The sequence below is a fragment of the Nonomuraea sp. NPDC005650 genome, assembly GCF_040605375.1.
Lineage (GTDB): Bacteria > Actinomycetota > Actinomycetes > Streptosporangiales > Streptosporangiaceae > Nonomuraea.
In genome coordinates, this window is sequence record NZ_JBEXCR010000018.1 from 43,403 (window position 1) to 58,609 (window position 15,207).

15 protein-coding genes are annotated in these 15,207 nt (G+C 71.6%); 6 read left to right on the forward strand and 9 right to left on the reverse strand.

Going from position 1 to position 15,207, the window contains the following annotated elements; genetic code table 11:
* Positions 1–3: 3 nt before the first annotated feature.
* Together ABZS69_RS29585 and ABZS69_RS29590 are read left to right on the forward strand one after the other, a co-directional pair.
* A complete protein-coding gene (locus tag ABZS69_RS29585) occupies positions 4–807 on the forward strand; it encodes a purine-nucleoside phosphorylase (protein ID WP_355378291.1) in 804 nt (267 codons plus the stop codon).
* Positions 804–2,438, forward strand: coding sequence for a phospho-sugar mutase (locus ABZS69_RS29590; RefSeq protein WP_355378293.1), 1,635 nt, complete (start codon positions 804–806; stop codon positions 2,436–2,438). The genes ABZS69_RS29585 and ABZS69_RS29590 overlap by 4 nt, the downstream gene beginning before the upstream one ends.
* A gap of 2 nt (positions 2,439–2,440) precedes the next feature.
* Here the strand turns inward: ABZS69_RS29590 and ABZS69_RS29595 are convergent, their stop codons facing one another.
* The 5 genes from ABZS69_RS29595 to ABZS69_RS29615 form a co-directional block, all read right to left on the reverse strand.
* Complete coding sequence (locus tag ABZS69_RS29595) at positions 2,441–3,844, reverse strand: ATP-binding protein (RefSeq protein WP_355378295.1); 1,404 nt, start codon at positions 3,842–3,844, stop codon at positions 2,441–2,443.
* Between the two features lie 92 nt (positions 3,845–3,936).
* Complete coding sequence (locus ABZS69_RS29600; protein ID WP_355378296.1) at positions 3,937–5,082, reverse strand: DUF6596 domain-containing protein; 1,146 nt, start codon at positions 5,080–5,082, stop codon at positions 3,937–3,939.
* Between the two features lie 84 nt (positions 5,083–5,166).
* A complete protein-coding gene (locus tag ABZS69_RS29605) occupies positions 5,167–5,652 on the reverse strand; it encodes a GyrI-like domain-containing protein (RefSeq protein ID WP_355378298.1) in 486 nt (161 codons plus the stop codon).
* Positions 5,653–5,666: 14 nt separating this feature from the next.
* The gene (locus ABZS69_RS29610) at positions 5,667–6,623 is read right to left on the reverse strand and encodes a sigma-70 family RNA polymerase sigma factor (RefSeq protein ID WP_355378299.1); all 957 of its coding nucleotides are present in this window, start codon (positions 6,621–6,623) and stop codon (positions 5,667–5,669) included.
* A complete protein-coding gene (locus tag ABZS69_RS29615; RefSeq protein ID WP_355378301.1) occupies positions 6,584–7,402 on the reverse strand; it encodes a MerR family transcriptional regulator in 819 nt (272 codons plus the stop codon). The genes ABZS69_RS29610 and ABZS69_RS29615 overlap by 40 nt, the downstream gene beginning before the upstream one ends.
* Before the next feature lie 81 nt (positions 7,403–7,483).
* Between ABZS69_RS29615 and ABZS69_RS29620 the strand changes: the two genes are divergently transcribed.
* The 3 genes from ABZS69_RS29620 (at position 7,484) to ABZS69_RS29630 (ending at position 10,501) form a co-directional block, all read left to right on the forward strand.
* Positions 7,484–8,203, forward strand: coding sequence for a TetR/AcrR family transcriptional regulator (locus ABZS69_RS29620; RefSeq protein WP_355378303.1), 720 nt, complete (start codon positions 7,484–7,486; stop codon positions 8,201–8,203).
* A complete protein-coding gene (locus ABZS69_RS29625; RefSeq protein ID WP_355378305.1) occupies positions 8,163–9,620 on the forward strand; it encodes an AMP-binding protein in 1,458 nt (485 codons plus the stop codon). Before ABZS69_RS29620 ends, ABZS69_RS29625 begins: the two co-directional genes overlap by 41 nt.
* A gap of 152 nt (positions 9,621–9,772) precedes the next feature.
* Positions 9,773–10,501: an enoyl-CoA hydratase/isomerase family protein gene (locus ABZS69_RS29630; RefSeq protein ID WP_355378306.1), complete on the forward strand. Its 729-nt coding sequence runs from the start codon at positions 9,773–9,775 to the stop codon at positions 10,499–10,501.
* On the opposite strand, the gene ABZS69_RS29635 is transcribed toward ABZS69_RS29630, so the two are convergent.
* The 4 genes from ABZS69_RS29635 to ABZS69_RS29650 are packed head-to-tail and all read right to left on the reverse strand — an operon-like array spanning position 10,491 to position 13,141.
* On the reverse strand, positions 10,491–11,102 hold the full coding sequence (locus tag ABZS69_RS29635; protein ID WP_355378308.1) for a PH domain-containing protein: 612 nt from the start codon (positions 11,100–11,102) through the stop codon (positions 10,491–10,493). The genes ABZS69_RS29630 and ABZS69_RS29635 overlap by 11 nt on opposite strands.
* Positions 11,099–12,172, reverse strand: a complete 1,074-nt coding sequence (locus tag ABZS69_RS29640; protein WP_355378310.1) for an adenosine deaminase — start codon at positions 12,170–12,172, stop codon at positions 11,099–11,101. The genes ABZS69_RS29635 and ABZS69_RS29640 overlap by 4 nt, the downstream gene beginning before the upstream one ends.
* A 32-nt stretch (positions 12,173–12,204) precedes the next feature.
* On the reverse strand, positions 12,205–12,555 hold the full coding sequence (locus ABZS69_RS29645; protein WP_355378312.1) for a cupin: 351 nt from the start codon (positions 12,553–12,555) through the stop codon (positions 12,205–12,207).
* Positions 12,556–12,559: 4 nt separating this feature from the next.
* Positions 12,560–13,141: a hypothetical protein gene (locus ABZS69_RS29650; RefSeq protein WP_355378314.1), complete on the reverse strand. Its 582-nt coding sequence runs from the start codon at positions 13,139–13,141 to the stop codon at positions 12,560–12,562.
* Between the two features lie 96 nt (positions 13,142–13,237).
* Here ABZS69_RS29650 and ABZS69_RS29655 point away from each other — a divergent pair, with 96 nt between their 5' ends.
* A complete protein-coding gene (locus ABZS69_RS29655; protein ID WP_355378316.1) occupies positions 13,238–15,175 on the forward strand; it encodes a hypothetical protein in 1,938 nt (645 codons plus the stop codon).
* Positions 15,176–15,207: the final 32 nt, after the last annotated feature.

Consider the following 15,207-nt stretch of genomic DNA (forward strand, 5'->3'; position numbering starts at 1 on the left):
GCTGTGACCAACGACGCATACACCCTGGCAGATGAGGCCGCCGCGGCTCTCAAGAGCGCGACCGGCCTCGGCACCTTCGACGTGGCGCTCGTCATGGGGTCGGGGTGGGTGCCCGCCGCCGACGCGATCGGCGAGTCGGTGAGCGAGATCCCGTTCACCGACCTGCCCGGTTTCCGCGCGCCCGCCGTGGCGGGGCACGGCGGCAAGATCCGCGTCGTGCGCACCCCGGCGGGGCGGCACGCGCTGGTGTTCCTCGGGCGCACGCACCTTTACGAAGGGCTCGGGGTGGACGCGGTCGTCCACGGCGTGCGTACGGCGGCCGCGGCCGGCGTACGCACGCTCGTGCTGACCAACGCCGCCGGCGGCCTGCGCCCCGAGACGCAGGACGTCGGCGACCCGGTCCTGATCAGCGACCACATCAACCTGACCGGGGCCAACCCGATCACCGGCACCACGTTCATCGACCTCACCGAGGTCTACTCCCGCCGCCTGCGCGCGCTGGTGCGCGAGATCGACCCGTCCCTGTCCGAGGGGGTCTACGTGGCCTTCCGCGGGCCCACGTACGAGACGCCGGCCGAGATCCGCATGCTGCGCACGCTGGGCGGCGACATGGTGGGCATGTCCACCGTCCTGGAGGCCATCGCCGCCCGCGAGGCGAACCTGGAGGTGCTCGGCCTCTCCCTGGTCACCAACCCCGGCGCGGGGCTGTCGGGCGAGCCGCTCAACCACGAGGAGGTCCTGGAGGTCGGCCGGGCCACGGCGGCCCGCATGGGCGTCCTGCTGGCCAAGGTGGTGGACCGGCTGTGACCCAGGACCTGGTGGGCGCGGCCCGGGAGTGGCTGGCCCAGGACCCCGACCCGGAGACCCGCGACGAGCTCTCCCGGCTCCTCGACAGCGGTGACCCGGAGGCCCTGCGCGACCGGTTCGGGGCCAAGCTGGAGTTCGGCACGGCGGGCCTGCGGGGAGAGCTGGGCGCCGGGCCCAACCGGATGAACCGCGTCACCGTCATGCGCGCCGCCGCGGGCCTGGCCCGGGTGCTGGGGCCGGGCAAGCACGTGGTCATCGGCTACGACGCCCGCCACAAGTCGGACGTGTTCGCCCGTGACACGGCCGCCGTCCTGATGGGCGCCGGGGTGCACGCTTCCCTCCTGCCGGGTCCGCTGCCCACGCCCGTGCTGGCCTTCGCCGTACGCCATCTCGGCGCGGACGCCGGGGTCACGGTCACCGCCAGCCACAACCCGCCGCGTGACAACGGCTACAAGGTCTACTGGGGCGACGGCTCCCAGATCGTGCCCCCGGTCGACAGCGAGATCTCGGCGGCCATCGACGCCGTCGGCCGGGTGGACCGGCTCCCGCTGAACGGTCCCGGCACGCTGACGGAGCTGGGCGAGGACATCGTCGAGGACTATCTGTCCGCCGTGACCTCCCTGCCCCTGGGCGAGGCCCGCGACCTGCGCGTGGCGTACACGCCCCTGCACGGCGTGGGCGCCGCCACGCTCACCGGCGCCTTCCTGGCCGCCGGCTTCGAGACCCCGGTGGCCGTCGAGGAGCAGCGCGAGCCCGACCCCGACTTCCCCACGGTCTCCTTCCCCAACCCGGAGGAGCCCGGGGCGATGGACCTGGCCGTCGCGCTGGCCGCCAAACTGGACGCCGACCTGGTCCTGGCCAACGACCCCGACGCCGACCGGTGCGCGGTGGGGGTGCCGCTGCCGGACGGGACGTGCCGCATGCTGACCGGCGACGAGGTCGGCGGCCTGCTGGCCGAGCACGTGATCACCCACACCGCCGGCGACCGCATGGTGGCCACCACCATCGTCTCCTCGACCCTGCTGGGCAAGATCGCCCAGGCCCACGGGGTGCGCTACGGCGAGACGCTGACGGGCTTCAAGTGGATCATCAAGGCGGGTCCTGGGCTGGTCTTCGGCTACGAGGAGGCCATCGGCTACAGCGTCGGCTCCGACGCGGGCCTGCCGGTCCGCGACAAGGACGGGATCGGGGCGGCGCTCACGGTCGCGGGCGTCGCCGCGGCGGCCAAGCAGTCCGGCCGCACCCTGCTGGACCTCCTGGACGACCAGGCCCGCCGCTACGGCCTGCACGCGACGTCCCAGCTCTCCTTCCGGGTGTCCGACCTGTCGCTGATCGCCGACGCCATGACCCGCCTGCGTGCCCACCCGCCCGCCGCGCTGGGCGGCCGGTCCGTGACGCGTACGGACGACCTGGCGAAGGGCGACGGGGGCCTGCCGCCCACGGACGGGCTGCGCTACCTGCTGTCGGGCGACGGCCGCGTGATCGTCCGCCCTTCGGGCACGGAGCCCAAGCTGAAGTGCTACCTGGAGGTCGTGGTGCCGGTGACGGAGGAGGTCGCGCAGGCCCGCGAGCAGGCCGCCCGCGACCTCGCCACCCTGAAGACCGACCTGGCCGCCGTCCTCGGCCTCTGAACCTACCGCCAGACCTCGAGGAGTTCCTCGGGGGTGATGTGCCTGACCCCCTCCACGTCGCAGCCGCTGCGTGAGACCGCGTAGAGCGGCGTGGAGGTGTCGGCGCCCGGCATCCGGGAGCGGTGGACGATGAGCTCCCCCAGATCGTGGTGGTCGAAGGGCCGGGTCTCGAGCCACTTCACGGAGCCGACCATCGTGATCTTCTTGGCGACCGGCTCCCGGTCGGCGCCGACCAGATCGATCTCGGGGTCGTTGGTCCTGGTCCAGTAGCCGCCGACGGCTCCGGTCGCCTCGGGCAAGCCGTCCATCCGCCGCAGCGACTCGCGGACGACGGGCTCCACCGCGGCACCGCGCCAGGCCGTCCAGGAGCGCTCGATACGGCGCAGCACGAGGTCGCCGCGGCCACGGTCGATCTCCGGCATGCCCGGTTCGACGAAGGAGAGCCAGAATCGCAGGTGGGTGTCCGCGACGTGGTAGCGGCGGTCCTTCGAGGGACGGACGGACAGCGGCATCTCGGCCGTGACCATGCGCTTTTCCATGAGAATCTGCAGGCCACGCTGGACCGACGTGCCGGGTATCCCTCCTGACGCCTTGGAGATGGAGGAGAAGGTGCGTTGCCCCGAGCCGATGGCCTTCAGAAGAGCCCTGGCCTGTGCCTCCGGCGGGAACTCGGCCGCCATGGCACGTTCGCCGCTCACGGTGAGCGCCGAGGTCGGGTCGGGAACGGCGTCGTTCAGGAATTCCGACACGGTCGCGCCGACCGGCCATTCGTCGAGGATCATGGGGAGCCCGCCGGTGACGAGATAGGCGTCGATGGCGTCGGCGGGTGCCAGGCCCAGCTTCTCCGCCACGTCGGCGGGGGTGAGCGGATTGATCACCATCTCCGACGCCCGCATGTAGAACGGCCGGTCGTACTGGTTGATCGCCTCCATGATCGACAGATCGGAGCCGATCAGTATGAGCAGCATGGGCCGGCGGGAGAACTCGCGGTCGAAGAGCCGCTGCAGCCTGCCTTCGAGATGCGGGTCTTCCGCGATCATGAAAGGCAGCTCGTCCAGGACCACGATGCTGGGCGAGTCCTGCGGAACCGCTTGGGCGAGCAGCCGGAGCGCGCTGTCCCAGGAGGTCGGGGCCACCCCTTCGAAGAGAGCGGCATCAGGGAGGTCCGAGGCCGCGGCGTCCTCGATGAAACGCGCGAGTTGATCGGTGAGCGGTTCGTGGGCGGCGGTGAAGAAGAGGCTGGGCACGCCGCTCCGGTGGATGAACTCCTCCGCCAGGCGCGACTTTCCCACCCGGCGGCGGCCACGCATGAGGATGGCCCGCCCTGGACGATCACCCGCGCCGACTCGTGCGAAGTAGCGGCCGAGCACGGCCAGCTCCCGCTCCCGCCCGATGAACCCGTCCATTGCACCCCCAGTTACATCCAGATTTGGTTGTACCACGTTCGGGACAACCAAATCTGGTTGTTACTCGCGCCGAGAGGGCCCGGAGGCCGCGCTCACGGACGCGGCAGTTGACGCACTCGGGCGGCCTGCCGGGTGAGGTGGTCGCGTTCCGGCAGGCTGGTGGCGGCGCGGGAGGCCTCGGCGTACAGCTCGGCGGCGTGCTCGAGGTCGCCGGCGCGTTCGTACAGGTGGGCCGTCACCGCGGCGTAGCGGGGCAGGTCGGGTGGCACGTCAGCGAGCGCCGCCAGGCCGGCCTGCGGTCCGTCGGCCTCCCCGACCGCCACCGCGCGGTTGAGCCGCACCACCGGGCTGCCGGTGAGGAGCAGCAGTTCGTCGTACCACTCGACGATCTGCACCCAGTCCGTCTCGCAGGCGCTCCGGGCGTCCGCGTGCAGGGCGGCGATCGCGGCCTGCGCCTGGTATTCGCCCAGCCGGTCGCGGGCGAGCGCGGCCTGCAGGATCGTCACCCCCTCGGCGATCAGGCAGGTGTCCCAGCGCGATCGGTCCTGCTCGCCAAGGGGCACCAGGCGGCCTCCCGGGCCGGTGCGGGACGCGCGGCGGGCGTGGTGCAGCAGCATGAGCGCGAGCAGCCCCGCGACCTCGGGCTCGTCGGTCAGGGCGACGAGCTGGCGGGTGATGCGGATCGCCTCGGCCGCCAGGTCGACGTCGCCGCCGTAGCCCTCGTTGAAGACGAGGTAGAGGACGCGCAGCACCGTGCCGAGGTCGCCGGGCTGGTCGAGCGGCAGCCCCGCGAGCCGCCGCTTGGCCCGGCTGATCCGCTGCGCCATGGTCGCCTCGGGGACGAGGTACGCGGTCGCGATCTGCCGCGTGGTCAGGCCGCCGACCGCGCGCAGCGTCAGGGCGACGGCCGAGCCCTGCGGCAGGGTGGGATGCGCGCACAGGAAGTAGAGCCGCAGCGTGTCGTCCGTGGCGGGCGCCGGACCGGCGGGCGGCTCGGCCTCCACGGCGAGTTCCCGCCCTCGCCGGGAGTCCTCGGCGCGGGTGGAGTCGAGGAACTTGCGCCACGCGACCGTGACGAGCCAGGCCTTCGGATCGCGCGGTGGATCGTCCGGCCAGTTTTCCAGCGCCCTGATCAGGGCCTCCTGCACGGCGTCCTCGGCCGACGCGAAGTCCGCTCCGCGCCGGACGAGGACCCCGATCACCGCGGGCACGAGCTCACGCAGCAGCGACTCGTTCACTCGGTCACCCGTGCCTCGGCAGCAGGTGCTTCATGATGGTTCTCCTTCTTCGCCACTCCGCGCCGCGTCAACTCGCCCCGGAGGTCAGGCCAGGCGGAACTGGAGGTCAGTGTCCCAGTTGTTCAGGTCGGGCTCGATCGCCGGGTTGGTCTGGTAGAGCTCCAAGCGGCAGCCCCAGTGCTCCGTCCCGTCCTTCTCGGTCATGTCCCAGGTCAGGCCCTGGTCCGCGGCCCACTTCAGCATCCCGGCATTGACGCTCATCAGCTGGTCCGGGTGGCCGTGGTGGGAGGTGGTGACGTAGCGGCCCGCGGGCAGGACGTCGGCGAAGATCTCGCCCTCCCCCGCCATCGGCGCCGGAACGGGCACTCCCGCCTGCACCACCAGCCGGTCCTCCGCCATGTTGATGCTGTCGTACCTGAAGAACGGGGCGTCGGCCGGGGAGACCCCGCGCTGGGCGAGCCAGCCGATCAGCTCACCGATCCGGTCTCCGACCAGGTTGAAGCTGGTCATGGTGATGGTCTTGCGGATCCCGATGTACGGACGCTCGGGAAATTCGACGATCTGTGGCATGTCGTGTTCCTCCTTCACCTCTCAGTACGGAGCGCGTGGTCGAAACTCATCGGCAGCCCGAAGAAGGGGAACAGACCGGGGTCAAGATAGATGGTGACGCCGGTGATGAGGCCGCCCGCGACGTCGAGGACGACCAGGGCGAACGCCTCGCCGCCCACGTACTGTCCGAAGGCCGGGGAGCCGTTGGCCCGGGTCGGGACCAGGCGGGCGCCGGCGCAGGCGGCGTCGGCCTCGGCCGCGACCATGACGGCGCGGATGTGCTCGCGCCCGCGCAGCCACCAGGTGAACGGCGGCATGGACTCCGTCGCGTCCTCGTGCAGCAGCGACACCAGCCCGTCCACGTCGTAGCGCTCGAACGCCGACACGTAGCGGGCCAGCAGGCCCTCGTCCACCTCCTCGTCACCCGGGCCGACGGCCGGGAGCTTGGTGCGGGCGCGCTGCAGGGCGCTGTTGACGGACGTGACGGTGGTGTCCAGCAGGTCCGCCGTCTCGGCGGCAGACCATTTCAGCACGTCGCGGAGGAGGAGGACGGCGCGCTGGCGGGGTGGGAGGTGCTGCAGGGCGGCCACGAAGGCCAGCCTGACCGTCTCCCTCGCCACCACCAGCTCCTCGGGGCTGAGCCGGTCGTCCGGGATCGGGTGGATCCACCGCTCGGGAGGGAGCGGCGCGCCGAGGCCGGCGCCCGGGGTCGCGGCCGGGGTCAGGTCCATGGCGCGGGCGCGGCGCTGCGGGCCCCGCAGCATGTCGAGGCAGATGTTCGTGGCCAGGTGGAACAGCCACGCGCGCAGCGGCCCGCGCGCGGCGTCGTACGTGCGCCACGCCCGGACGAACGTCTCCTGCACCGCGTCCTCGGCCTCGAACCCCGAGCCGAGCATGCGGTAGCAGTAGCCCGTCAGCTCGGCCCGGTGCGGCTCCAGCCCCGTCGTGTCCACTACGCCGGTGTCACCTCGATCTGGAGCTCCGTGACCCATTCGTCGAGGTTATCCGGGCAGTGCAACGAGATCTCCCTCGCCAGGCCGAGCGAACGGAAGCCGTTCTCCTCGATCCAGTGGGCCAGCGCCTGGAACGTCGGCCCCACCGCCTCCATCGACCCATGGTGAATGATCGTGGCCGCGGTCGGGAGCTCGGGCAGGTCGACGATCTGGCAGTCGTACGCGCCCTCGGCCGGTACGGCGACCGGCAGGCAGGCGTGGACCAGGACGGAGCCGTCGTCCTCCTCCTGGTAATAGGCGATCCCGGGGCCGGTGACCCGTACGGAGGCGGCCTCCACCCGGCGACAGACCTCCACGAAAAGGGGCGAGATGACGGGGCCGATGTGCTCGGGCTCGTAGCCGGCCGCCAGGGCGCTGAGCTCGGCGACCCGGATCGGGCTCACGTTCTTGAGGACCACTTCCGGCGTACGCAGGTGCCCCTCCCGCTCGATGGTGCGCAGTCGCGCCTCGACGCCCCGGAGCCTGGCCAGGTCGGCGCTGATCTGGGCTTCGAGCTGGGCGCGGCGCAGCCGTACCATGCCGTGCAGTTCCTCCGTGCTCACCTTCTCGTCGAGGATGGCGCTGACCTGCTCCAGCGTGAAGCCGAGGTCCTTGATCGCGACGATGCGGTTGAGCCGGGACAGTTGCTCGGCCTGGTAGGACCGGTAGCCGGTGACGGGGTCCACGTGCGCGGGGCGCAGCAGGCCGATGGCGTCGTAGTGACGCAGCATGCGCACCGAGACCAGCCCAAGCCTGGCGAAATCTCCAATGCCGAACATGATGTCTCCAGGTCTAGGGCCTGACACGGTGTCAGTGTCAACCTATGGCGATTTCAAATGCCATGGGGTATTTTTCCAACCATGGGCGACCGAACGTTCGGTAGGACTCTGGACCTCACCGACCGGGACGCGGATGCGAACCGGCGGATCAGGACGGCGGCGGTGCTGCTGTTCGCCCGGCAGGGCTACGCGGCCACGAGCATCCGCGATCTGGCCAAAGCGGTCAACATGACCAATGCCGGGATATATCACCATGTGGCGAGCAAGGAATCCCTGCTCGCCGACCTCATGCGCGTCGCCCAGCAAGGGCTGATCGACGCCACGGAACGCATGCTGGACGACGTCCGGAGCCCCGCCGACCGCCTCGCCCTGCTGATCGGCTCCCTCACCTCCGTCCACGCGCTCAGCCCCATGACCAGCCGCGTCATGGACGGCGAACTGCGTTCCCTCACCTCCGGCTCACCCGCCCACGACGAGATCATCGCCCTCCGCGACGCCTACGAGGCCCACTGGAAGGACGCCCTCGCGGACGGCGTCGCCCAGAACGTGTTCCGCGTCGCCGACCAGAAGCTGACCCGCCTCGCCCTGATGTCCATGTGCACCGGCACCAGCGAGTGGTACCGCCCCGACGGGGACTCCACGCTGGAGCAGGTGTGCGCCGAGTTCGTCACGATCGGCCTGGCCGCCGTCCGCGCGTCCGCCCCGGCCCGGGCCACCCTCGATCTCTCCCTGCTGCCCGACTTCCCGTGGGAGCCGCCGCATGCACGCAACGATCCCCGACCTGATGAGGCACGCCGCTAGCGCGTACGGCTCGCGCGAGTTCCTCCGTTTCCCCGGCACCTCGCTCACCTTCGCCGAGGCCGACGCCCGGTCCGACGGCCTGGCCGCCGCGCTGATCGACAAGGGCGTCCGGCCGGGCGACCGAGTGGCGATCATGATGGACAACGTCCCCGGCTGGCCGCTGAGCTGGCTGGCCGTGCTGAAGGCGGGCGCGGTCACCGTGCCGGTGAACGTCCGCTACCGCGCCGCCGACCTGGAGCACGTCCTGCGCGACTCGGGCGCCGTGGCCACCCTGACCACCGCCGAACACGCCCCGCACATCCCCGGTACGGTCTACCTCCTCGACCCGGAGCCGGGCGCCAAACCCCCCGCCTTGACCCACGAAATCGCGAATTTTCAGTACACGTCGGGGACCACCGGCTTCCCCAAGGCCTGCATGCTCACCCACGGCTACTGGCTCAGGACCGCCCAGCTCATCGCCGACCAGGCCCACCTGCGCGACGACGACGTCATGCTGATCGCCCAGCCCTACTCCTACATCGACCCCCAGTGGGCCGCCCTCTTCTGCCTCGTCGGCGGCATCCCCCTCGTCGTGCTCCCCCGCTTCTCCGCCTCCGGCTTCTGGGCCTCGGCCAGGGAGCACGGGGCGACGATCACGTACGTGCTCGGCTCGATGCCCCTCCTCCTGCACAAGCAGCCGCCCCACCCGCGCGACCGCGACAACCGGATGCGCCTCGTGCTCTGCTCGGGCATCCGGCCGGACCTGCACCAGGCGTTCGAGGAGCGCTGGGGCGCGCCGTGGCGCGAGCTGTACGGGTCCACGGAGAGCGGGCCCGACCTGGGGGTGCCCGTCGACGCCGTGGAGACCGTCGGCACCGGCGCCATGGGGCTCGCGTACCCGGGCAAGGAGGTCACGCTCGACGCGGAGACCGGCGAGATCCTGGTCAGGGGCACGCCCATGATGAACGGCTACTGGAACCACCCGGAGGCCACCGCCCACGCGTTCAGGGACGGCTGGTACCACACGGGCGACCTCGGCTTCCGCGACGAGCGCGGCTACATCCACCACGCCGGGCGGGTGAAGGACATGGTGCGGCGGGGCGGCGAGAACATCTCGTGCGCCGAGGTGGAAGGCGTGCTCACCCAGCACCCGGCGGTCCTCCAGGCGGCTCTGGTGCCCATTCCCGACGAGCTGTTCGGCGAGCTGCCCAAGGCGTTCATCCAGCTCCGCCCCGGGCACGCCCCGGACGCCGAGACGGCCAGGAGCGTCATCGACCACGCCAGGGAGCGGCTGGCCCGCTTCAAGATCCCGGAGTACGTGGAGTTCGTGGCGCGGTTCACGCTGACCCCGTCCTCCCGCATCGAGAAGCGCCACCTCCTCTCCCCCGAACGAGACCAGCGCGCGACCCCGGCTGTGTTTACGGGCCTCACTCCGTGAGGCCGGCTCGGTCGCCCTGGAGCCGTCGCCTTCCCTCGTCGCTCTGGTCGCTACGCTCCCGCCGCTCCTCAGTCCAGGCGACGGCGCTCCCTCGCCAAGTTCACGGGCCTCACTCCAGGCAACGGCGCTCCCTCGCAGACCAAGGAGAGATCATGATCGAAGTGACCGAACGCGACGACGTGGCCCTGATCACGCTCGCGCGCCCGGAGAAGCTCAACGCCCTCACCGCGGGCATGCGCCGGGACCTGGCCGCCGCGGTCCGCGCGTGCGGCAAGGACGCCAGGGGCATCGTGGTCACCGGCACCGGACGGGCGTTCTCGGCCGGCGAGGACATCCACGAGGCCGCCGGCAAGTCGCTGATCGAGGAGGTGGAGCTCTTCCACGACATGACCAGGGCGGTGCTGGAGACGCGGGTCCCGGTCGTGGCCGCGGTCAACGGCCTGGCCGTGGGCGGGGCCGCCGAGTGGACGCTGTGCTTCGACACCCGCATCGGCACCCCGGCGGCCGAGTACTTCCTGCCGGAGAACCACCTCGGCCTGTCCATCTCGAACGCCGCGAGCTACCTGCTCCCCCGCCTGGTGGGCGCCAGGGCGCTGCGGCTGGTGCTCGACTCGACCCGCATGACCGCCGAGCAGGCCCTGGCCACGGGCCTGCTGGACGAGATCGTCGCCCCGGAGCGGCTGCTGGACGCGGCGGCCGAACGCGTGCGCCACTGGACTCGACCGGGCACGGCCACGGCGGTCCACCTGGCGCTCCTGCGGCCGTCCCCGGACGAGGTCGAGCGCGCCTTCGAACGGGAGACGGAGGCCGCCAGGCAGGTGGACGAGTCGGGCATCGCCCGGGAGGGCATGTCCCGTTTCGTCAACCGGCCTAGGCGATGACGATCGCCACGACCACCAGGATCACGGCCGCCGCCAGCACCGCGATGGAGTCGTAGGACCACGTGACCCGGGCCGGCGCCGCCTCTTCCTCGCGGCGCTTGGCCGACTCGGCGCGATCGCGGATCTGCTCGCCCACCCAGTCGGCGTGCGTCTTGCCCGCGAACGCCTCGACCGCCGCCTGCTCGGCCTTCGACAGCGTGGGCTCGGTGCTGAAACGCCCCCGCTGCTGCCTGGGCGCCCCGCGCCGCTGCGCCCTGGCCCGCTCCCGCGCGCTGCTCATCGGCGTCCACAGCCGCAGGACCTGCTCGTCGCCGTACTCGACGTTGATCGAGTGGGACACCGTCACGTCCTCGACCGAGGCCCACGGCAGGAACGTCGTGCGCAGCGGGTTGCGCCCGACCAGCCCCGCCTCCGTGAACACGGTGGCGGGGCGCAGCGCGATCACGTAGACCAGCGCGGTGATCGCGCCGAGCACGGCCAGCGCCACCAGCGACGACTTGCCGGTGTAGTGGGCGATCAGGTCCCAGACGTTGAACGCGACGAAGGCCAGCCACACCCAGGCGAGCACGAACGCGGTCCTGGACCGGTAGGTCTGTTTCACGGCTGCCACTTGAGCTGCGCGAACCCCGGCTTGATCACGCCGTTGATCAGCGCCAGCCGCTCGTCGAACGGGATGAACGCCGACTTCATCGCGTTGACCGTGAACCACTGCAGGTCATCCCAGCCGTAGTCGAACGCCTCCACCAGCCTGGCGAACTCCTGCGACACGCACGTCGAGCTCATCAGCCGGTTGTCGGTGTTGACCGTGACCCTGAAGTGCAGCCGCCGCAGCAGCCCGATGGGGTGCTGGGCGATCGACTGGGCGGCCCCGGTCTGCAGGTTGGAGGTGGGGCACATCTCCAGCGGGATGCGCTTGTCACGCACGTACGCGGCCAGCCGCCCCAGCTTGGCGGAGCCGTCGTCGGACACGGAGATGTCGTCGATGATCCGTACGCCGTGGCCGAGCCGGTCGGCGCCGCACCACTGGATCGCCTGCCAGATCGACGGCAGCCCGAACGCCTCGCCCGCGTGGATGGTGAAGTGGGCGTTCTCCCGCTGCAGGTATTCGAACGCGTCGAGATGCCGCGTGGGCGGGTAGCCCGCCTCGGCCCCGGCGATGTCGAACCCGACAACGCCCACGTCGCGATAGCGCACGGCCAGCTCGGCGATCTCCATGGACCGCGCCTTGTGCCGCATGGCCGTGAGCAGCGTGCCGACCCGGATGCCGCGCCCCTCCGAGCCCTGCTTGAACCCGTCGAGCACCGCCTCGACCACCTGGTCGAGGCTCAGGCCCATCGTGGTGTGCTGCTCGGGCGCGAACCGCACCTCGGCGTAGACCACGCCGTCGTCCGCGAGGTCCTGAGCGCACTCGGCGGCCACGCGGACGAGCGACTCGCGCGTCTGCATGACCCCCACGGTGTGCTCGAACGTCTCCAGATAGCGCTCGAGCGAGCCGGAGTCGGCCGCCTCCTCGAACCAGTGGCGCAAGCGGTCGGGGTCTTCAGTGGGCAGCCGATCGTAACCGGTCTCCCTGGCCAGCTCGATGATCGTCTCGGCGCGGAGCCCGCCGTCGAGGTGATCGTGCAGCAGCACCTTGGGAGCCCGACGGATCTCGTCAAGCGTGGGACTCATCTGGCCATGATAGGACGTCCTTCCCGAATGGTTCAGTCGCGCCCGGCGCTCTCCGCGGAGAAGGCGGGCAGGCACACCGCGATGTACTCGGCGCCCTCCGGACCTGCGCTGTAACGAACCTTCTCCCCCGGCGACGTCACCACCGACTGCCCGGCCGCGACCTCCGTCGTGCCCTCGGCGTGCTCCACCATCACCAGGCCGCGCAGCACCAGGGTGTACTCGGTGAACTGCGGCCGCTGCGGCGGCTCCTCCCAGCCGGGCGGGGCGGTCATGTGCGCTATGGAGATCCCGTCGTCGCCGCTGCTGACGCGGCCGATGTGCTCGTCGATGAGCTTTCCGCCGGGTACGGGTATGCGGGCCGGGCCCTCGATCTTTCTCACCACGACGTCAGTGTGCCACGTCGATGATCAGGCGCCCGGCACCGCCCTGCTCCTTGACCTGGAACGCGGCCTTCCTGGCCAGCACCAGGCCGATGCCGACGCGGCTCTCGAAGTCGCCGGTCCTGACGACGTCGGTGAGGTTGCGCAGCCCGGTGCGGAAGACGGGGCCGCCGTTCCACGTGAGCCTGCCCTTCGCGTCGTGGGCGTTCGCCGGGAAGAGCGTGACCTGCAGGTACGCGCCGCCGCGCACATTCATGGGCTTGCCCGAGCCGTCCCCGGCGAGCTCGTCCACCCACTGGACGCTGTAGCCGGGGACCTTGCCCTTGAGGTCGATGACCACGCGGTCGTACGTGCCGTGGCCGGCGAACCGGACGGCAGTGACGATCGCAGGCTCGATCCCGTCGCGCTGGACGTCCACCTCGGCGGTGCTCGTCGGCGTGCCGGGCTCCGGCCGATCCGTACGGGTGGCGGCCGGCTGCTCCGGCAGGGCGGTCTGGGTGACCTGGCCACAGGCGGTGAGCAGGGCCAGGCAGGCGAGCGGGGCGAGGACGCGGGCCGACCGGCCTGCTCGCGGGGTTGGCGAGCGCATACCCCTTAGATGCCCGGCTCGCGGGCCCGCATGCGACGTCGCGGCCGGGCGTCCGCTCTGCCGAGTACCCTGATCACCCCACTAGGAGTCATATACGTGAATAAGTCTGCCGATTTATCGACCTTTCTGGCCAACTACTCGACGTCGTTCGCGCGGACCGCGTACCTGCTGACGGGTGACGCGGACCGGGCCCGCGAGCTGGCGGTCGAGGCGTTGGTCACGGCGGGCCGCAGCTGGTCCACCATCCGCCACGGCCAGCCGGCCGTGACGGTGCTGCGGGAGTTGTACGCGCGCTTCCTGGCCGCCGCGCCACCGCCCTCACCCTCGCCCTCGTCCTCACCCGAAGGGCACGTGCTGGCCGTACTGGCGCCCACGGCCCGAGCCGTGCTGGTGGCGCGCTACCACGACAGGCTTCCGCCGGAGCAGGTGGCCATGGTGACGGGCCTGTGGACCGCCGCCCTGGACGAGGAGGCCCGCCAGGCCCGCACCCACCTCCAGGCGGCACACCCCGAGCTCTTCACCCACCCCGAACCACCCGCCGACCCCCCGTCCCCGGAACCGGCCGCCACCTCTCCCTCAGAGCCTGCCGCCCCTTCCACAGAGCCTGCCTCCCCTTCCACAGAGCCCGCCGCCGCCCCTTCCGCGGAGCCGGGCGACGCCCCGTCCCCGGAGGCGGGCAAGGCCCAGGAGGCGGTGCCGGGCGATGCGCAGGAGGCGGTGCCGGAGCCGGGTGACGCGCAGCAGCAGGAGGAGGCTTCAGAACCGGGTGACGCCCAGGGAGCGGCGTCGGAGCCCGCTGCGCCCGGCGACGGGCAGGAGGCGGCCTGGGCGGCGCCGGGCGACCCCCAGGAGGAGGCGGAGTCCACCCCGTGGGCGGCCCCGGCGCAGGCGTCGGACGCCGACGAGCCCGGACTGCGTGCCGCCCTGGTCCGGATCGCGGCCGAGATGCCGCACACCAACCTCTCCGAGCCCGTCCTGACCCGCATCGGCAGGCGGCGCAGGGGCCGCGTCGCCATGTGGGCGACCGTGTCCGCGGGGGTCGTCGGCGCGTTCGCGGCCCTGGTGGTGATCGCGGCGAGCACCCTGGCGGGCAACCTGGAGCGCGCGGCCGGTGACCTCAGCACCGACCTCCCGTCACCGGACGACGTCCCCACGGCGATGCCGGACAAGCTGAGCGACCCCATCCGGTACGCGCACACGAGCTACTGCGAGGGCGACGCCACCGACTCCAGCGACCCGCAGCCGTGCGGCCAGTGGCGGCTGACGACGACGTCGGGCAAGGAGTGGCGGCTGCACGCCGCGCGCGCCGGCTACGACGAGGAGACGCTCCTCGCCCTGCCCCTCGCCATCAGCCAGGACGGCCACCGCCTGGCCTACCGGCACCGCGACGGCACGTACGTGGTGCACGACCTGCCCACGGGCGTCGTCAAGAAGATCGACATCGAGCACGAGGAGACCCTCCCGCACATCACCTCCTCGCCCGACGGCCGCTACTTCGCCCTCGACTTCGGCGCCGCCGACGGCGCGCTGCTCGACTTCGACACCGGCAGGACCCGGCACGTCAAAGGCGCCAAGATCAAGATCCTGGCCGTGGGGAACGACGGCACGCGGGTGGTCAGCGACGAGGTGGACGTGAAAGACGTACCGGGCCACGCGTCCGTCACCACCCTCACCGTCCAGGGCGCGAAGCGCCGCGCGAGCCGCGGGTACCGCGTGGACCCGGGCCTCATCGAGCATGGCGCCGCGCTCTCCCCGGACGGCCGCACGCTGGCCCTGGTGTCGGCGGACGAGCGGCTCGTCACCATGAACGCCCGCACCGGCCGCGTCTTCGGCCCCCGCACGGCCCTGAGCGACTACGGCGTGATCGCGGTCGAACGCTGGCTCAGCACCGGCGAGGTCCTCGTACGCCAGCCGGACGAGGACGAGGAGGACGCCTACCTGACCAAGGTCGACGTACGGTCGGGGAAGAGCGCGGAGCGCGGGGACGACGAGGAGGAGATCGGCTACGACTTCCCGATCGGTGCCCTGGAATGACGAGAAGGCCCCGCCGCGTGCGACGGGGCCTT